The sequence below is a fragment of the Flaviaesturariibacter aridisoli genome, from assembly GCF_004343705.1.
Lineage (GTDB): Bacteria > Bacteroidota > Bacteroidia > Chitinophagales > Chitinophagaceae > Flavisolibacter > Flavisolibacter aridisoli.
In genome coordinates, this window is the sequence record NZ_SKFH01000003.1 from 112,867 (window position 1) to 130,090 (window position 17,224).

The window sequence follows — 17,224 nt, forward strand, 5'->3', positions numbered from 1 at the left end:
CAATTCGGCTCCGGCTGAGCTCAAAAAAAAATTCCCCGCAAGTACTTGCGGGGAATCCGTTATCCGTATTTCTACTTATCAGGCTTTCGTCTCTTCTTCCTTGGTGCTTTCCTTCAGGGTGAATGTCAGCTTGCCGTTGGGCTCGTCGAGGTCGGCCTGCAGCACGTCGCCGTTTTTGATGTTCATATTGAGGATCTCTTCGGCCAGCGGGTCTTCCAGGTACTTTTGGATAGCGCGGTGCAGCGGGCGTGCACCGAACTGCTGGTCGTAGCCCTTGTCGGCGATGAAGCTTTTCGCCGCCTCGGTCAGCTCCAGGGAGAAGCCGAGGTTCTGGAGGCGCTTCATCACGCCTTTCATCAGGATGTCGATGATCTCAAAGATGTTGTCCTTCGACAGCGAGTTGAAGATGATCACGTCGTCGATCCGGTTGAGGAACTCGGGCGAGAACGTCCGCTTGAGCGCTTTTTCGATCACCGCCTTGCCGGCCTCGTCGGCGTTCTGGATGCGGGCCTGGGTGGCAAAGCCGACCCCTTCCCCGAAGTCCTTCAGCTGGCGTACACCGATGTTGGAGGTCATGATGATCATAGTGTTCTTGAAGTCCACCTTGCGGCCGAGGCCGTCGGTAAGCTGTCCGTCGTCGAGCACCTGCAGCAGGATGTTGTAGATATCCGGGTGGGCCTTCTCGATCTCGTCGAGCAGGATCACGCTGTAAGGCTTCCGGCGTACGCGCTCGGTGAGCTGACCGCCTTCTTCATAACCCACGTATCCGGGAGGCGCACCGATAAGGCGCGACACCGTGAATTTCTCCATGTATTCCGACATGTCGATGCGGATCAGCGCATCTTCGGAGTCGAACATATGGCGGGCCAGGGCGCGGGCGAGCTCGGTCTTGCCGACACCCGTGGGACCCAGGAAGATGAACGTACCGATGGGCTTCTTCGGATCTTTCAGACCGACGCGGTTGCGCTGGATGGCCTTCACCACCTTCACGATGGCTTCGTCCTGTCCAACCACCATACCTTTCATCTCGTCGGCCATTTTGCGCAGCTTCTGCGTTTCGGCCTCCACCATGCGCTTCACCGGGATGCCGGTCATCATCGAGATCACTTCAGCGATCTCTTCTTCGCCGATGGGGTAGCGCTTGTGCTTGGATTCCTCCTCCCACTGTGCTTTGGCTTTTTCGAGCTCTTCGCCGAGGCGCTTCTCCGTATCGCGGAGGGCGGCGGCCTCTTCGAACTTCTGGCTCTTCACCACGCGGTTCTTTTCCACCTTGATGTCTTCGATCTTCTGCTCGAGGTCGAGGATGTTCTGCGGCACGTTGATGTTCTTCAGGTGCACGCGGGCACCTACTTCGTCCATGACGTCGATGGCCTTGTCGGGCAGCAGGCGGTCGGTGATGTAGCGGTCGCTGAGCTTCACGCAGGCATCGATGGCCGCATCGTCGTAGTTAACGTTGTGGTAGTCCTCGTATTTCGACTTGATGTTGTTCAGGATCTTGATCGTGTCTTCCACGCTCGGCGGGTCGACCATCACTTTCTGGAAGCGTCGGTCGAGGGCACCGTCTTTTTCGATGTACATGCGGTACTCGTCGAGGGTGGACGCACCGATGCACTGGAGCTCACCGCGGGCAAGGGCCGGCTTGAAGATGTTGGAGGCGTCGAGCGAGCCCGAGGCACCGCCGGCACCCACGATGGTGTGGATCTCGTCGATGAACAGGATCACGTCCCGGTTCTTCTCCAGCTCGTTCATGATGGCCTTCATGCGCTCCTCGAACTGGCCGCGGTACTTCGTACCGGCCACGAGGGCGGCGAGGTCGAGGGAGATGACGCGCTTGTCGAACAGCACGCGGCTCACCTTGCGCTGCACGATGCGGAGGGCCAGGCCTTCCACAATGGCGGTCTTACCCACACCGGGCTCACCGATGAGAATGGGGTTGTTCTTTTTACGACGCGAAAGGATCTGCGACACGCGCTCGATCTCTTTTTCGCGGCCCACGATCGGGTCGAGGGTGCCGCTCTCTGCGAGCTTCGTGATGTCGCGTCCGAAATTGTCCAGCACCGGGGTCTTGCTCTTGGCAGCAGCGCCGCCACGTGATTTGGAGCCGGAGAATTTCTTTTCGTCGTCGAAGTCGTCGTCGTTTTCTTCCTGGTACTCTGCCCGGACATCGTTCGATTTCACAATGCCGAGTTCCTGCCTGAATAGTTCGTAGTCCACGTCAAACTGATTTAGGATTTGTGTTGCAATGTTTTCCTTGTTCTTAAGGATCGACAACATGAGGTGCTCGGTTTCGACCGTAGGGCTTTTCAGCGCCTTCGCTTCCAGGACCGTGACCCGGATCACCTTCTCAGCCTGTTTGGTCAGCGGCAAGCTGTTTATGTTGGCTATGTTTTTACCAGTTTTGTCCTTCACGGCCAGTTCTACTTCCTTGCGCAACTCATAGAGGTCGACGCTGAAACTCTTCAAGATTCGTACCGCGGTATTATCGCCTTCCCGAATGAGTCCCAGTAGCAGGTGTTCCGTGCCAATAAAATCATTTCCTAAACGCAATGCCTCCTCCCGACTGAACGAGATGATCTCTTTTACCTGTGAGGAGAAATTATTGTCCATTTTGTTGATTAAGCGGGTGAAAGATGGTTGTTACAATAATAACGAATAAATATTTGCTAGGTTTACGCCCAAAGTGTTAATAAATACACGAGTTTCCTATGGAGGTCAAAACTAGTACCAAAGAGCGATTTACTGTCATAAGTGGTCTGCCCGGGCAATTACCTGTTACTATGACAGAAGAACTTTGCCGCCACCTGACAACGTACCTCCGGCAACCGGTTAAAAACATCGTGCTTAACATGGAGGGCGTACAAGGCATCGATGAGGCGGCCGCGGAAAACCTCGTACGAACCCAGCAGGAATTTTACGAGGCGGGCGCCTCCTTCGTGATCTGCGGGATGGAACCCTCGCTCGAAGCACAGCTCGACGGGCTGGACCTGCTCGAACTGATGAACGTGACCCCGACGGAAAGCGAGGCCTGGGACATCGTACAGATGGAAGAGATCGAACGCGAGCTCCTCGACGATGAAGAACCTGAATAATTGCGTCTCGTGACCACAGCAGCCATAGCGGCAGCGGTCGCTGAAAGACGCGTCGACCCCGTCGTTGCCGAACCCGTAATGGGCGGCAGCTGCAACAGCATTGGGCGCCTCCGCCTGCCCCACGGAGGCTCCTTCTTTTGCGAACCGAATAGTGCGCCGAAATTTCCCCAATTGCTCAGCCTTGAACGGGATGGCCTGAAATTAATAGGCGCCGCCCAACTCATCCGTACTCCCGCCGTGACCGGTCTCCGGGAGCGCGCGGTGCTTCGCCTGAATGCGGAGTTGTGTACAGGGCACACTTCCGACTCCCGACTTCCGACTTATTGACTGCTCTTACCTATTTTTACGGGGATGTTATCGGTGACGATCCTGGGAAATAATTCTGCCGTGCCTGCCTTTAACCGCCACCCTACCAGCCAGGTGGTGACGCAGGATGGAACCAACTTCCTGGTCGACTGCGGCGAGGGCACACAGATCCAGATGATGCGCTACAAGATCCGGCGGGGAAAGATCACGCACATTTTCATCTCCCACCTGCACGGCGACCACTACTTCGGGCTGATCGGCCTGCTCAACTCGTTCAACCTGCTGTCGCACAAACAGGAGCTGCACGTCTTTGCACCGGCGCCGCTGCAGGAGATCATCGAGCTGCAGCTGAAGGTGGCCGACTCGCAGCTTTGCTATCCCCTGCATTTTCATACGCTGACGGGCCCGGGTGTGCTGGTGGACAATGCCAAGATCCGCATCAGCGCATTCCCCGTTACGCACCGCATCGAGACCTACGGCTTCCTTTTCGAAGAAAAGGAAGGCAAGCGCAAACTGCTCATCGAGCAGGTGCGCAAGCACCGGATCCCGATCTCGTTTTACAGCTCGCTGCAGGCCGGTCTCGATTATATCACCTCGCGCGGCGAAGTGATCCGCAACGAGCGCGTGACGGCGCCACCGGAGCCGGGCAAGCGTTATGCTTTTTGCGCCGACACCCGGTACGACGAAGGGATCATCCCGTACATCTACGGTTGCGACCTGATCTACCACGAAACCACCTACCTCGACAACATGCGCGACAAGGCCGACCTGCGCTTCCACTCCACCACGAAGCAAGCCGGCGAACTTGCCCGGAAGGCCCGCGTCAAGAAGATGCTCATCGGGCACTTCAGCTCCAAGTACGCTGTGCTGGACCAGTTCGAGGAAGAGGCCCGGGAAGTGTTTCCCAATACCGAAGTGGCGCAGGAAGGAAATACCTACGAAGTCCATTGACCGGTTGTCCAATGGCCCTACGAAAAGCCCGGATCGTTCAGCGATCCGGGCTTTTCGTAGGGGGTTGACGCCAGCCGTTATTAAAACTTCGGCCCGTTCTTCTTTGGTTCCCTTTTCGTTACGAAACGGATAAACCCGGGAAACTCCCGGCGCCAGGCCGCTTCGGTATGGCGCGCTTCGGCGCGGATGACCGTCTGCATTTTTGCGTGCGACAATTGGTGGAGGAGCCCGTAGATCTTCATCATGTCGATCACCATCGAATCGCTTTCCGCCTCACCGGCGTAAAAGAACACTTTGCCCGTTACGTAGCTTCCCTGCCGCAGCACGTCTTTGCGGATGTCGGGCGCCACCCAGAAGGCGGGCGAAAAAACACCGCTGCCGCCAAACACCTGCGGGTAGCGCAGGTGCGCATACAGGGAGATCAGTCCGCCCATCGACGAACCGGCGATCCAGGTATTGGCGCGGTCTCGGCGGGTGCGTAGGGCGCTGTCCACAAATGGCTTCAGCGTATGCACCAGGAAGTCGGTGTAGGCCGCTCCTTCGCCCTTGCCGAAACGCTCCATATCGTAAGGGGAATATTCGTTGATTCGCTTGTTGCCACCGTGCTCTACCGCCACGATAATGATCCCGCCCACTTCCTTTTCCAGTGTATCCATCGCTTCGTCGATACCCCACTCGCCGTAGGCGGTAATGCTGTCATCGAAGAGGTTTTGCGCGTCTTGCAGGTACAGCACCGGGTAGCGCTTGTTGCCGGCCTCGTAGTCTTTGGGCAGGCATACCCACACCCGCCGGCTGCGCGCGAGCTGCGGCATCCAGAAGCTGTCGCGAAGCACCCGCACGGTAGGCAGGGCAGTGCGTACTTTGGGTTTGGCCACGTAGCGGTCTTTCCACCCGGCTACGTCCACCACGATCGTAGTATCGCCGTGCACCTTCAGGATGCGGTTGAGGACGTCGCCTCCGGAGGCCGTCGTTTCCACCTTATCCCAGCTGCCGCGGGTAAGCTTGAACGTGAGCATGCCGGCGGGACCGTGCAGCACCAGTTTTCCCGGCCCGGCCCCATCGCTTGTAAAACGCCGGGCGCTGTCGCCCGGCTTCCAGTCGTTGATGTTTCCGGCGAGGTACACCGAATCGGCCGTCGTATTGCCCGGCAGCTTCCCGAGCTGCAGCACGACGGTATATTGCGCGGCGGCCGGCAAGGTGCCGGCCAGCGCGAGGAGTAGGAACAGCTTACGCATGAATGCCCGGTGCGCCATGAATCTTTTTGAGGTAGTTGCGTACCTGTGCGTGAACGCCCTCGCTGAGGGGCACCAGCGGCAGGCGCAGGTAGTTTTGGATAACGCCGAGCTCGGCCAGGAATGCCTTTACGCCGGCCGGATTGTTTTCGGCAAACAGCAGGTCGTAGCCTTCCAGCAGTTTGTTGTTGATCGAGCGCGCCTCGGCGAAGTTGTTTTCGAGGGCAAAAGCGATCATGCGGGTAAAATCTTTGGGGAAGCAGTTGGCGGCTACGGAGATGACGCCGCCCATGCCGCAGGCCACCTGTGCCATCGCCAGGTTGTCGTCGCCGCTCACCACGAGGAAGTCGGGCGAAACGTCGCGCAGGATCTGCATGCACTGTGCGAGGTTGCCGCTGGCTTCCTTGATGCCGTGAATACCGTCCACCTCGTTGGCAAGCCGCACCGTTGTGGCGGCCGCGATGTTGGAACCGGTGCGCCCCGGCACGTTGTACAGGATAATGGGACGCGCCGTGGAGGCGGCGATCGCTTTATAATGCTGGAAGATGCCCTCCTGCGAGGGTTTGTTGTAATAAGGAGAGGCCGAGAGGATGGCCGCCGCCTTCTCGACCGGGAAGGCTTCGATCTCTTTGATTACGGCCGCGGTGTTGTTGCCCCCGGCGCCGATCACCACGGGCACGCGGGCCGATACGGCCGTGAAGGTGCACTGCAGCACCTCGAGCTTTTCTTCGCGGCTCAGCACGGGCGTCTCGCCGGTGGTACCGAGCGACACCACGTAGCTGACGCCGCCTTCGATCACGAAATCGATCAGTTGCTCCAGCGCCTTGAAGTCTACGGCGCCGCTCTTATCGAAGGGAGTGACCAGCGCTACACCGGTGCCCCGTAACAAATCTCTCAGCATGGAGGGTGTTTTAAAATGAAGGGTTAATTACAGGGCTCAAAATGAGTTCCGGAATGCCCGTTCCCAGCAGATTCCTGGCTTTGACGGTAAAATAATCAGCGCGCTCAGGATACAGGCTCGGCCGCCGGCAGCTCTTCCCAGAAGCCCATCTTGCCGAATTTTTCGATGCGGCTTTCCACACGGTCGTTGGCCGGCACCGACTTCACCTCTTCGATGGCTTTAAGAATGGCTGTTTTAAGGAATTGCGCAGCGCCGTCATAGTCCCAATGGGCGCCGCCAGCGGGCTCCTGCACGATCGTGTCCACGAGGCCGAAGGACTTCATATAATCTGCGGTGAGCTTCAGCTGCTCGGCGGCGATCTCTTTCTGGGCCCAGCTGCGCCACAGGATGGTGGAGCAGTTTTCGGGCGAGATCACGGTATACCAGGCATTTTCCATCATCAGGATGCGGTCGCCGACGCCGATGCCCAGGGCTCCGCCCGAGGCGCCTTCGCCGATGATGCATACGATAACGGGCACCTTGAGGCGGATCATTTCGTAGATGTTGCGGGCAATGGCCTCGCCCTGCCCGCGCTCCTCGGCTTCCAGGCCGGGATAGGCGCCGGGGGTGTCGATGAGCGTCACCACGGGCTTGTTGAATTTTTCGGCGAGGCGCATCAGACGGAGCGCCTTGCGGTAGCCTTCCGGGTTGGCCATACCGAAGTTGCGCAGCTGGCGCGTCTTCGTATTGATGCCTTTTTGCTGGCCGATCATCATAACGGTCTGCCCGTTGAGCTGGGCAAAACCGCCCACCATCGCCTTGTCGTCTTTGACGTTGCGGTCTCCGTACAGCTCCACGAAGTTGGTGGTCATCTTCTCGATGTATTTGAGCGTATAGGGGCGATCGGGGTGGCGGCTCAGCTGCACCTTTTGCCAGGAAGTAAGGCTTTGTGTGATGGCCGTACGGCGCTCCAGGATCTGGGCTTCAAGCTTTTCGATCTGGTCGGTATAGTCGATCTTCTTCTGTTCACCGGCATGTCGGAGGCGCTCGATCTCGTCGATCAGGTCTTTGATCGGCTTTTCGAAATCGAGAAACTGGCGGTTCGCATTCTGGGGCATAGTCGGAATATGTGGCGGTAAAAATAGGGAATGGCCCGGAAACGTGAGGCGCGAAGCGTGAGCCGTGGACTCCACCGGCATGGCAAAACGAAAGGAGGCCTGTGGCTCCCGGATTCTTTTCGAGGGATTGGCGCTCCCGGTTGACGGCTCACGGCTGACGATGGCCGCCAGCTATTCAGAATTGACGATTCACGATTGACGTCTATATTTGCCCCAAACTGATTGGCTGATGTCCAAACCAATTGAAGACTTTGATGCGAACCTGGCAGGTGAGGAAGGACCGACTGAAGAAACGAAGAACAGCTGGTTCAAACGCCTGAAAAAAGGCATCACGACGCCTTCTTCGGAGAAAAAAGAAACGCCCGAGGGCCTGTGGGCCAAATGCCCGGAGTGCAACTATATCTGCACCGTCAACGACCTCCGCGAGCAGCTGTTCGTTTGCCCCAAGTGCAACTACCACCACCGCATCAGCAGTCGTGAATACTACGACCTGCTGTTCGATAACGGCGAATTCACCGAGCTGTTCGAAAACATCCGCTCCAAGGATGCCCTCGGCTTCACCGACCTCAAACCCTACGGCAAGCGCCTCGACGAGATCTGGGCCAAGACCGACCTGAAAGACTCGATGCGCGTAGCCACCGGCAAGGTGGACGGCCAGGGTATCGTGGTGGCCTGTATGGACTTCGAGTTCATCGGCGGCTCGCTGGGCTCGGTGATGGGGGAGAAATTCTCCCGCGCCGTTGACTATTGTATTGCGCACAAACTCCCTTATATGGTGATCAGCAAGAGCGGCGGCGCCCGGATGATGGAAAGCGCCTTCTCGCTGATGCAGCTGGCCAAGACCTCCGGCAAGCTCTCGCAGCTGTCCGATGCCGGTCTCCCCTACATCTCGCTGCTCACCGATCCCACCTTCGGCGGTATCTCGGCCTCCTTCGGGATGCTGGGCGACCTCAACATCGCCGAGCCCGGCGCCCTCATCGGTTTCGCCGGCCCGCGTGTGATCAAGGAAACCATCAAGAAAGACCTCCCGGAAGGCTTCCAGCGCTCCGAGTTCATCCTCGAGCACGGCTTCCTCGACTTCATCGTCGACCGCAAAGAACTAAAAGGGAAGCTGGCCAAAGTGGTGAACCTGTTTGCCAACTGACCGGAACGTACGATACGAAGAAGAGCGGCCACCGGCCGCTTTTTTCATTTAATCCCTATCTTACGGAGATCGCACCGCTTATGTCCAGCTGCCTGCGCCTCCTCCTCTGTCTTTTGTATTTCCTGCCCGCCACTGCCCAGCGCCGTGCCGCCCAATACCCTATGTCGGTGCGGCAGGTGCTGAAAGCCGAGATCCTGCCCGCAGGCCGGCAGGGCTTCATCCTCACCTTCGTGGAGCGCGAAGCGGTCAACCGCATCTGGCAGGAGCCCGGCAAGGAACCGGTGTACCTGCTCCACCAGAGCGATGCCACGCAGGTGCCCGATTACCGTGTCAACAGCGACTTGTCGCGGCGGCTGCTCCGACTCTATCGCAATTCGATCTACTGGGGCGGAAGCTATGGCGAACGCCGACTGCAGGAAGTGCTGCGTGACCCGCAAAGCTACCACCTCTATTTCGTGGAAACCGACCTCGCCACCGGCGCCGTGGCGGTGACCGACACGATCCGCAAGCGGCGCGAGGAGGTGAAGGTGGCGGCCTGGCGAAGCGCCGACGGGCTCTGCCTCGTTACCTGCGCGCACCGCGAAAACCGCTTTTTCTTTTACTGTAAAAAGCCGGGACGACGCGTGGAGTGCCACGAATGGAGTATTTCCAACGAAGACATGAAGCGGATGGGCCGCGGCGAGGAGGCCGTGGACTGGTTCCGCGAGTCGAACGACCACTTTTACGAAAGCGGTGCCCGCTACGACGTGCTGAACGCCTTCGAGCGCTGCAAAGTATACCACCGCGGCGACGGACTCCAGCTGCTGGTCACGGCCGACGACCGGAGCAACTGGCGCCTGGCCCTACACCCCGACGGCTATGAACTGAGCCAGCTGGCGCCAGCGCCGGGCCGTGGCCCGGGCCGCATTACCCCCGCCGTGCTGGTCGACAGCCTGCTGGTAGCAGCACAGGTTGACAGCGACGCCCTGCAGCTGCGCTTTTACCGTGCAAGCGATGGTGCCCTGTTGAAGGAAACGCGCATCCACAGCGGCAATCTCGGCGAGTGGAGCAGCGCACCCATCGAAAAGCACGGTTCCTTCTGGTCGCCCTCCGACCTGGACAGCGCCGTCTTCAGTGAATTCTTACGCCGGGCGCGCAGCAACGGCCTCGGGCTTACCGGCTATGGCGAGGACGGCCGCCTTTACCTCGCCTTCGGCGCCCTGCACAAGCCCGTGCTCACCGCCACCCGCCTGCTCGACCTGCTGGTGACCGCCGGCGGCTCCTATGCCCTCAACGCCTCGCCCGGAACCTCGGGCTATATGGTGATGGTGCACTATGGCGGCACGCCCAACCACTTCGAGTTCGGCAGTACCGTGAACAGCCGCTTCGAGCCGTTGCCGGACCTCGCCGATTACAGCGTTTGGGAGCGCCTGCGGCTCTTTTTATCGGCCAACCAGGTGGAAGCCGGCGCACTTTCATTTTTCTATATGGACGGCAGCTTCTATCTTGGCGGTTTTTTCAGCAGCGACCGCTACTCGGTCTTCCGTTTCCCTGAAAAAGCCCCAAAGAATGGAAAGTAAAAACCGATCGGCCTGGCACGACTACTTCATCGACGACAGTTATGTCGCCGGGATCGCCTTGCTGGGTACCGAGGTAAAGGCCCTGCGCGCGGGCCGCGCGTCGTTCAACGACGCGTACTGCCAGTTTCATAAGGGCGAGCTCTGGCTGAAAAGCCTGCACATCTCCGAATACAGCCACGGCACGGTCAACAACCACGACCCGCTGCGCGACCGCAAACTGCTGCTGCAAAAGCGCGAGCTCAAAAAGCTGGAGGCCAAGATGAAGGAAAAAGGCTACACCATCGTGCCCCTGCGGATCTTTACCAGCGAGAAAAACCTCATGAAGGTGGAAATCGGCCTCGCCCGCGGTAAAAAGCTGCACGACAAGCGTGATTCCATCAAACAGCGCGACACCGAGCGCGAAATGAAGCGGTACCTGAAATAAGGTCCCTGCTAAAAACGTTATCCCCCACCATGAAGCACCTGCGAACCACCCTCCTCTTTCTCCTCCTTTGCGGCAGCGCCACCGCCCAGGACCTCAATGGTTACTGGTACGGCTCCGGCAACGTAGCGAACGGCGGCTCTTCCAACAACTATATGTTCGAGCTCCTGCTCGAGCAAAAAGGCACTACGGTGAAGGCCATCGTCAACTACTATTTCAAGAATGCCTTCCGCTCCTTCAAGCTCAATGGCAACTACAACTCGCTGAGCCGCACCGTGACGCTGTTCAACCTCCCGGTTACCTATTACAACTCGCCGGTGAACCTCGAAGTGGATTGCCCCATGGACTTCGTAGGCCAGGTGCGGATAAGCCGCGTGGGCGCCAACATCAAAGGCTCGTTCGCAGCCAAAGGCAGCTACCGCAACACCTGCCCGCCGCTGTACTTCGATCTGAAGCAAAACAAGGACGCCGGCAACCGCGATTCGGTGCTGCAGGCCATCGCCCAATTCAAGGAGCAACGCCAGTACTGGACGCCCGGCGCCGACGATACCCTGGTAGCCGTAAATGTGCAGCAGCGGCCCGTGGTCAACTACGTGGTCAGCAACGAATTCACGAAACGCAGCAGCGAGCTGGTGGAGACCATCGAGGTGGATGCCGATTCGGTGAGCGTGGACTTTTACGACAACGGCGAGATCGACGGCGATTCGATCTCGGTTTTTTACAACCAGCAACTCCTCACCTTCAACCGCCTGCTCAGCACGCGGGCCATTCATTTCACCGTCGGTCTCGACCCGACGCGCGACTACAACGAGGTGAGCATGTTTGCCAACAACCTCGGTCGCTACCCGCCCAACACCGCGCTAATGACGGTTTGGGACGGCAGGCAGCGCCACGAAGTGCGCCTGTCGAGCAACCTCGAAAAGAACGCCATGGTGCGGATCCGGCGAAAGAAGCCGAAACCCAATCCCTGATCGTGCAAAAGGCCCCAAGGGCCTTTTTTTATTCTATGAAAACGAACCGGTTTACACACCGGCCATCGCCCCCTCCCGGACCGCCGGCTTCGGATCGAGTTCGGGGTAATAACTCTTGTATCCCAGCATACGCGCCAGAGGTAGCAGCAGGAAGCCAGTGAGCTTCTGTATCAATGCCGGCGGTCCTTCCACGATGGTGGCGTTGAAGCCACCAGCCTGCAGCAGCGCCATCTGCAGGGCCATCCGCGGTGAATGAGCCAGCGCGGGATCGCGGTCGATGATGCCGTAGATCTGGCACAGGTTGAACGCAAATTTTTCCGGGAAGGCAACAAGGCCTTTTACTTCGATGCGCTCACCGGTTTCGTTGAATGGCTTGTGGGGCACACCGCGCGGAATCAGTACTTCCTGCCCGGGCCGGATTTTTTTCACCTGCCCGTCGATCCACAGACTCAGCTCACCGTTGGCAACGGCGAAGGTCTCTTCGAAGTCAGGATGCACGTGCTTCGGCGGGCCGGGTGCATAGGGTTCGATTTGGGCAGCGCAGTAAACGATCCCGTTCTCCTGGTGATGTACCGTTTGGATGGCGCCCTCCGCTTCGCTGCGAAAGACCTGCCCGGGTTTGAAATAACGGGAGATGTCCGGGCGCTTTTCCGGGAACAATACATAGTGACCCAGATAGCCGAGAATGAGGTAGCTGCCGAGGCAATAAAGGATGATCATGGTTTCGAATTTCCAGCAAAGCTCCCGCGCCGGGCCGGCTGAAAATTGTACGTATCGGACATGTTGCTTAAAAGAGATGGAAGGGCAGCGCGCTGCGACGCCGGCTGTACTCCAGTGGCGTCATTCCCGAATAGGATTTGAAGACCCGGCACCAATGCGCCTGGTCGCAAAAGCCGGCTTCGTAGGCCACGCCGGCAAGCGACCGGTGCGGCCGGTGGAGTGCCCGCACCGACTCCACGAATTTCTTGTAGCCGGTGAGCGTCTCGGCCGGAAGCCCGAACAGTTGCTTGCTCAGCCGCCCCAGTTGCCTGGTGGAATAGCATACTTCGCGCGACAGCGCATCCACGCTCTGGAACGACGACACGTCGCCTTCGGTAAGCAGCCGCGCCAGTTCGGCCGTGCGCGGACTGTCCGATGCCGGCAACACGGGCAGGTCGGTCTGCAGGATGGCGAGGCGTGCTTCGAAATGAGGGGCTTCGGCAAGCCGCTCCCAAAGGGCCCGGAAGCGTGGCTGTACGAGTGTGAGGTCGGTGGCGCAATCGAGAAATTCGGAAGGCCAGTAGCCAAGCAACGCGCGCACGCGGTGTGCCTGCAGCTGCAGGCCCATCAGGTGTTGCCGGCCGGGGTAATAGCCGCGGATGGGATTGGTGTTGAGGCCCTGGATAAAGCAGCGCGGAATGACCACGGCTTCGTCGCGGTGCGGCAGGTACCCCTCCAATGGCTCATCAAACTGGAAGATGATCTCCACGATGCCGCGCGGAAGAATGGTTTCCCGCACACCGGCAGGCGCGTTCACTTCCCAGATGAGAGAAATATATTCGGCCAGGGGCCCCGTTTGCGGAATATGGAAGCGCGGTTCGGTCATGCGGTTCGAAAGTAGCCGACAGCGCCGGCCTGCGTGCCGGGAAAAAGCGTCAACTGTTTTTAGTCCCGCATGGATTGTGCCCGATCAACGGGCAGGGACTTCGTCGAGCCACAAAAGACGCAGGTCTTTGCTGAGTTGCAGGATGTAGCGATGTGCGCCCGCGTCGGCAATGAGCAACGGCTCCTCGATGTCGAAGTTGATCACCGACCAATAGTAGTCGAGCTCCTGGTACGTGGCCTTGCGCAAGGTGTAGGGCTGGTCTTTCACCTCGGCGCGTACCTGGTTCCACACTTTCAAAAAACCATCCTTGTCTTGCGTCATCTTGCCGCTCAGCTTCTCGCCGTCGAAGAGGATCGTCATATTTCCGCCGGGAATGGCCGCAAGCGCCGCAATGCGGCCATAGCGTTGCCAGAGGCCGGGGCCGATGAAGAGCACGCCTTCGGCCAGGCTGTAGTCGGCCGTACCGGACAACTCGCGGCGCAGCTTCGCCTTGGCCTGCTCCACCAGTGCGGGCGCCGAATATTTATACACGACGCGGGCGGGCACCTGGATGCTGTCTATGGCCTGGGCACCGCCGGCAAACGGGAGCGCCAGCGCGAGCAGGAAAAGGACATTTTTCATAACCAAATCTATTCAAAATGACGTGCCAGCCCCGCTAAAGCAAAACGTCAGCGGGGATCTGCAGACTGTTTGTGCCGTTTGGCGGAATGTACGCGCTCTTCAGCAGACCGTCAGCGGCGTTTGGCAGAATGTACGCGGCATTTGTCAGAATGTACGCGGCGTTTGGCAGAATGTACGCGGCGTTTGGCAGACTGTCTGCGGCGTTCAGCAGGATGTCTGCACCGTTCAGCAGACTGTCTGCGGCGTTCTGCAGGATGTAAGCGGCGTTCTGCAGGATGTCTGCGGCGTTCAGCAGACTGTCTGCGGCGTTCTGCAAAGGGTAAATTATCGGTCCAAACAATTGATAATCAACCTGCAAATGTTGTTCGACAGGACCCAAACCTGCCGACGACGCCCGTTAGCGACGTGGGTAGTCTTACCTTGCAGCCCTATGGCATTCCTGGAGGCATTGGAGCTCCGCAAGCGGGTGAGCGCAGACTTTGAATTACAGCCCCTCAGCCTGGCGTTGGAGCCGGGCGAAAAGTGGGTGGTAGCCGGATCTACGGGGTCGGGAAAGAGTACGTTGCTGAAAATGATGGCGGGCCTGGAGCAGCCCGACGGCGGCGAGGTGCGCTTTGAAGGCAAGCGCGTCAAGGGGCCGGCCGAGCGCCTCATTCCCGGGCATGAAAAGATCGCCTACCTGTCGCAGCACTTCGAGTTGCGGCACCATTACCGGGTCGAAGAGTTGCTCGACCGCGTCAATGCCCTCCCCTACCGCGAGGCCCTCTGGATCTACGACCTGTGCCGCATCGCCCCGCTGCTGCACCGCAAGGAGCACGAGCTTTCGGGCGGCGAGCGGCAACGCGTGGCCACGGCCCGCCTGCTGGTGCAACGCCCTTCGGTGCTGCTGCTCGACGAGCCCTTTTCGAACCTCGACCGCCACCACAAAACGATCATGCAAGCCGTCATCGCCGACATCGGCGCCGAGCTGGCCATCACCTGCCTGCTCGTGACCCACGACCCGCTCGACGCGCTTTCCTGGGCCGACCGCATCCTGGTGCTCCGCGCTGGGCAGGAGGTGCAGCGGGGACGGCCCGAAACGCTCTACCGCCAGCCGGGCTCGGAGTATGTGGCGGGTCTTTTTGGTCCGTACAACCTGCTTACCGCCGCTCAGGTGGCGGCTTTTTCCGACAGCATGGCCTTCCGCGTGGGGCGCCACGACATCGGTGTGCGTCCCGAAGGCCTGCGGCTGGCGCCGCCTGCCGAGGTCGGCGCCCGGGGCACTGTGTCGGCGCTGTATTTCTACGGGAGCCACTACGAGGCCGATGTACGTGTGGCCGGCGACCCCGTGCGGGTGCGGATCCACGGCGACACGGCCGCCCCGGGCCAGGAGGTCAGCGTGCAGGTCGACCCGGCGCAGGTGTGGTACGTGTAAGCGTCAGCGCGCGCTTCCTCCGGTTGGCGGCACTTCTTCCGGCAGCCGGTCATAATCCCCCTTCCAGGCATACCACCCGAAAATGGCCAGCCCGATGGCGATGGGCGTAAACACCGCGATGATGATGATCCAGGGCACCGGCTTGTTGATATCCTTGCTTCCCGTTACATCGATATGCGTCACCGCGCCCGACAGCAGCAGGAGTAGCAACGCCGGCGCCAGCAGCAGCCAAAGCAATCCGAAGTATCTTTTGACCGTATTCATGGTTGATTGGTTAATTCGTTTATTGGTTAACTGGTAACCTGTTCGGCGCAAACCTTACTCATTACTCATTATTCATTACTCATTACTCATTACTCATTATTCATTTCCTGGGCAGGTACAACGCGCCGACCAGGAAGCAAAGGGCGGCAACGCCGATGGGATACCAGAGCCCTACCAGCGGGTCGGACGGGTACGACGCACTGAGCAGCAGGCCGATAAAAGGCACGAGTCCGCCGAAGATCCCGTTGCCGATATGGTAGGGCAGCGACATGGACGTGTAGCGGATCCGCGTGGGAAACAATTCCACCAGGAAAGCCGCGATGGGACCGTACACCATCGTTACAAACAGCACCTGTAGAAATACAAGGAAGATGAACAGCCGGTGCGTAGCGGGCGGCAATACCTTGTCCTTATAGGTTGCCCGGGCATAGTGCGCCAAAATGGGGGTCGGATGAAAAGCCGTATCGGAAAGCACGCGCACGCAGCTCAAGCCACTGCCCAGGCGGAGGGTATCGATGGTACTGCGCACGGTACCGCGACCGCCGCTCAACTCCTCTATGTGCGTAACCGCGGCGCTTTGCCGGGCGATGCCTTCTGCGGCGATGCGCCCGGGGCTGACGGCCGCCTCGCGCACCAGCGTATTGTAGATGCCCCACTGCTTGATGCCGGGCAGGTCGCGGTAGCACAGCACCCCCAGCAGCATCCCCGTCAGCATGATCCACTTGCGGCCGATACGGTCGCTGAGCCAGCCGAAAACCACGAAGAAGGGCGTAGCGAAGGCGATGGCCCACAGCAGGATGCTCCGGCTCTCGAGGAAGCCGAGCCGCACGTTGGTTTCCAGGAACGACTGTGCGTAAAACTGGCCGGTGTACCAGATCACCCCCTGCCCCATCACGGCGCCGAACAGCGCCAGCAGCACCATCTTGAAGTTAACGCGATGGCCGAAGCTTTCCTTCAGCGGGTTTTTCGAAGTAGTGCCTTCACTTTTCAGTTGGGCAAACAGCGGCGATTCGGCCATCCGCATCCGTATAAATACGGACACCGCCACGAGCAGCGCCGAGAGCCAGAAGGGATAGCGCCAGCCGCCCCATTCGGCATTGAAGGCCGCATCGCTGCTGCCGCTCTTCACCGCCATGATCACACCCAGCGCTAAAAAGAGGCCGAGGGTGGCCGTCGTCTGGATCCAGCTGGTGAAGTACCCGCGCCGCCCCGGCGGCGCGTGTTCGGCCACATAGGTCGCCGCACCACCGTACTCCCCGCCGAGGGCAAGTCCCTGCAACAGGCGCAACAACAGCACGAGCAAGGGCGCCGCGAGGCCTATGGTCTTGTACCCGGGCACCAGGCCGATGAGAAAGGTGGCGCCGCCCATCAACACGAGCGTGAGCAGGAAGGTATGCTTGCGTCCTACGCGGTCGCCGAGGCGGCCAAAGACGAGGGCGCCGAAGGGACGAACGAGGAAGCCGGCGGCGAAGATGGCCAGCGTGCTCAGCAGCGCCGCCGTTTCGTTGCCCTCGGGAAAGAACTGCGTGGCGATGGTTTTGGCCAGCATGCCGAAGATGTAAAAGTCGTACCATTCGATCATCGTGCCTACCGACGAGGCGGCGATCACGGTAACGAGGGTACGGCCCGAAGCGTTGTTGGGGGTCATGTGTGGAAATTAGGGAAAATA

General features: G+C 59.4%; 17 protein-coding genes. 7 read left to right on the plus strand and 10 right to left on the minus strand.

What is annotated here, in order from left to right:
- Positions 1 to 78: 78 nt before the first annotated feature.
- Entirely contained in the window at positions 79 to 2,607 is a 2,529-nt protein-coding gene (locus E0486_RS03430) for an ATP-dependent Clp protease ATP-binding subunit (protein WP_131850739.1), read from the minus strand.
- 98 nt (positions 2,608 to 2,705) lie between these two features.
- On the opposite strand from E0486_RS03430, the gene E0486_RS03435 reads away from it, so the two are divergent.
- Together E0486_RS03435 and E0486_RS03440 are read left to right on the plus strand one after the other, a co-directional pair.
- A complete protein-coding gene (locus tag E0486_RS03435) occupies positions 2,706 to 3,089 on the plus strand; it encodes an STAS domain-containing protein (RefSeq protein ID WP_131850740.1) in 384 nt (127 codons plus the stop codon).
- A gap of 351 nt (positions 3,090 to 3,440) precedes the next feature.
- Positions 3,441 to 4,346, plus strand: a complete 906-nt coding sequence (locus E0486_RS03440; protein ID WP_131850741.1) for a ribonuclease Z — start codon at positions 3,441 to 3,443, stop codon at positions 4,344 to 4,346.
- Positions 4,347 to 4,426: 80 nt separating this feature from the next.
- On the opposite strand, the gene E0486_RS03445 is transcribed toward E0486_RS03440, so the two are convergent.
- The 3 genes from E0486_RS03445 to E0486_RS03455 all read right to left on the minus strand — a co-directional run bounded on the left by E0486_RS03445 (position 4,427) and on the right by E0486_RS03455 (position 7,576).
- Positions 4,427 to 5,581 (minus strand): alpha/beta hydrolase, encoded by a 1,155-nt coding sequence (locus tag E0486_RS03445; RefSeq protein ID WP_165917173.1) that lies wholly within the window; start codon positions 5,579 to 5,581, stop codon positions 4,427 to 4,429.
- On the minus strand, positions 5,574 to 6,479 hold the full coding sequence (gene dapA / locus E0486_RS03450; protein WP_131850743.1) for a 4-hydroxy-tetrahydrodipicolinate synthase: 906 nt from the start codon (positions 6,477 to 6,479) through the stop codon (positions 5,574 to 5,576). The genes E0486_RS03445 and dapA overlap by 8 nt, the downstream gene beginning before the upstream one ends.
- A gap of 104 nt (positions 6,480 to 6,583) precedes the next feature.
- The gene (locus tag E0486_RS03455) at positions 6,584 to 7,576 is read right to left on the minus strand and encodes an acetyl-CoA carboxylase carboxyltransferase subunit alpha (protein ID WP_131850744.1); all 993 of its coding nucleotides are present in this window, start codon (positions 7,574 to 7,576) and stop codon (positions 6,584 to 6,586) included.
- 229 nt (positions 7,577 to 7,805) lie between these two features.
- Between E0486_RS03455 and accD the strand changes: the two genes are divergently transcribed.
- From accD to E0486_RS03475, 4 genes are all read left to right on the plus strand, one after another.
- The gene (gene accD / locus E0486_RS03460) at positions 7,806 to 8,720 is read left to right on the plus strand and encodes an acetyl-CoA carboxylase, carboxyltransferase subunit beta (protein WP_131850745.1); all 915 of its coding nucleotides are present in this window, start codon (positions 7,806 to 7,808) and stop codon (positions 8,718 to 8,720) included.
- 80 nt (positions 8,721 to 8,800) lie between these two features.
- Positions 8,801 to 10,279 carry a hypothetical protein gene (locus E0486_RS03465; protein WP_131850746.1) on the plus strand — a complete coding sequence of 493 codons (1,479 nt, stop codon included), beginning with the start codon at positions 8,801 to 8,803 and terminating at the stop codon, positions 10,277 to 10,279.
- A complete protein-coding gene (gene smpB / locus E0486_RS03470; RefSeq protein ID WP_131850747.1) occupies positions 10,269 to 10,703 on the plus strand; it encodes an SsrA-binding protein SmpB in 435 nt (144 codons plus the stop codon). The genes E0486_RS03465 and smpB overlap by 11 nt, the downstream gene beginning before the upstream one ends.
- Positions 10,704 to 10,732: 29 nt before the next feature.
- A complete protein-coding gene (locus E0486_RS03475) occupies positions 10,733 to 11,671 on the plus strand; it encodes a hypothetical protein (protein ID WP_131850748.1) in 939 nt (312 codons plus the stop codon).
- Positions 11,672 to 11,722: 51 nt separating this feature from the next.
- Here E0486_RS03475 and E0486_RS03480 read toward each other — a convergent pair whose 3' ends face one another.
- The 4 genes from E0486_RS03480 to E0486_RS18730 form a co-directional block, all read right to left on the minus strand.
- Complete coding sequence (locus E0486_RS03480; protein WP_131850749.1) at positions 11,723 to 12,391, minus strand: cupin domain-containing protein; 669 nt, start codon at positions 12,389 to 12,391, stop codon at positions 11,723 to 11,725.
- A 67-nt stretch (positions 12,392 to 12,458) separates the two neighbouring features.
- Positions 12,459 to 13,256: a helix-turn-helix domain-containing protein gene (locus tag E0486_RS03485; RefSeq protein ID WP_131850750.1), complete on the minus strand. Its 798-nt coding sequence runs from the start codon at positions 13,254 to 13,256 to the stop codon at positions 12,459 to 12,461.
- A gap of 84 nt (positions 13,257 to 13,340) precedes the next feature.
- A complete protein-coding gene (locus E0486_RS03490) occupies positions 13,341 to 13,877 on the minus strand; it encodes a hypothetical protein (protein ID WP_131850751.1) in 537 nt (178 codons plus the stop codon).
- Positions 13,878 to 13,911: 34 nt separating this feature from the next.
- Entirely contained in the window at positions 13,912 to 14,193 is a 282-nt protein-coding gene (locus E0486_RS18730) for a hypothetical protein (protein ID WP_165917174.1), read from the minus strand.
- A 114-nt stretch (positions 14,194 to 14,307) separates the two neighbouring features.
- On the opposite strand from E0486_RS18730, the gene E0486_RS03495 reads away from it, so the two are divergent.
- Positions 14,308 to 15,291 (plus strand): ABC transporter ATP-binding protein, encoded by a 984-nt coding sequence (locus E0486_RS03495; protein ID WP_165917175.1) that lies wholly within the window; start codon positions 14,308 to 14,310, stop codon positions 15,289 to 15,291.
- A gap of 3 nt (positions 15,292 to 15,294) precedes the next feature.
- Here the strand turns inward: E0486_RS03495 and E0486_RS03500 are convergent, their stop codons facing one another.
- Together E0486_RS03500 and E0486_RS03505 are read right to left on the minus strand one after the other, a co-directional pair.
- On the minus strand, positions 15,295 to 15,555 hold the full coding sequence (locus E0486_RS03500) for a DUF6814 family protein (RefSeq protein WP_131850753.1): 261 nt from the start codon (positions 15,553 to 15,555) through the stop codon (positions 15,295 to 15,297).
- A 100-nt stretch (positions 15,556 to 15,655) separates the two neighbouring features.
- Entirely contained in the window at positions 15,656 to 17,203 is a 1,548-nt protein-coding gene (locus tag E0486_RS03505) for an MFS transporter (RefSeq protein WP_243697366.1), read from the minus strand.
- Between the last annotated feature and the right edge of the window lie 21 nt (positions 17,204 to 17,224).

Excerpts from the sequence above, each read along its gene's own strand:
- dapA (WP_131850743.1), bottom strand. The coding sequence starts at position 6,479 with ATGCTGAGAGATTTGTTACGGGGCACCGGTGTAGCGCTGGTCACTCCC.
- E0486_RS03500 (WP_131850753.1), bottom strand. The coding sequence starts at position 15,555 with ATGAATACGGTCAAAAGATACTTCGGATTGCTTTGGCTGCTGCTGGCG.
- accD (WP_131850745.1), top strand. The coding sequence starts at position 7,806 with ATGTCCAAACCAATTGAAGACTTTGATGCGAACCTGGCAGGTGAGGAA.
- E0486_RS03490 (WP_131850751.1), bottom strand. The coding sequence starts at position 13,877 with ATGAAAAATGTCCTTTTCCTGCTCGCGCTGGCGCTCCCGTTTGCCGGC.
- E0486_RS03485 (WP_131850750.1), bottom strand. The coding sequence starts at position 13,256 with ATGACCGAACCGCGCTTCCATATTCCGCAAACGGGGCCCCTGGCCGAA.
- E0486_RS03480 (WP_131850749.1), bottom strand. The coding sequence starts at position 12,391 with ATGATCATCCTTTATTGCCTCGGCAGCTACCTCATTCTCGGCTATCTG.
- E0486_RS03475 (WP_131850748.1), top strand. The coding sequence starts at position 10,733 with ATGAAGCACCTGCGAACCACCCTCCTCTTTCTCCTCCTTTGCGGCAGC.
- E0486_RS03455 (WP_131850744.1), bottom strand. The coding sequence starts at position 7,576 with ATGCCCCAGAATGCGAACCGCCAGTTTCTCGATTTCGAAAAGCCGATC.
- E0486_RS03505 (WP_243697366.1), bottom strand. The coding sequence starts at position 17,203 with ATGACCCCCAACAACGCTTCGGGCCGTACCCTCGTTACCGTGATCGCC.
- E0486_RS03435 (WP_131850740.1), top strand. The coding sequence starts at position 2,706 with ATGGAGGTCAAAACTAGTACCAAAGAGCGATTTACTGTCATAAGTGGT.
- E0486_RS03430 (WP_131850739.1), bottom strand. The coding sequence starts at position 2,607 with ATGGACAATAATTTCTCCTCACAGGTAAAAGAGATCATCTCGTTCAGT.
- E0486_RS03495 (WP_165917175.1), top strand. The coding sequence starts at position 14,308 with ATGGCATTCCTGGAGGCATTGGAGCTCCGCAAGCGGGTGAGCGCAGAC.
- E0486_RS03465 (WP_131850746.1), top strand. The coding sequence starts at position 8,801 with ATGTCCAGCTGCCTGCGCCTCCTCCTCTGTCTTTTGTATTTCCTGCCC.
- smpB (WP_131850747.1), top strand. The coding sequence starts at position 10,269 with ATGGAAAGTAAAAACCGATCGGCCTGGCACGACTACTTCATCGACGAC.
- E0486_RS03440 (WP_131850741.1), top strand. The coding sequence starts at position 3,441 with ATGTTATCGGTGACGATCCTGGGAAATAATTCTGCCGTGCCTGCCTTT.
- E0486_RS03445 (WP_165917173.1), bottom strand. The coding sequence starts at position 5,581 with ATGCGTAAGCTGTTCCTACTCCTCGCGCTGGCCGGCACCTTGCCGGCC.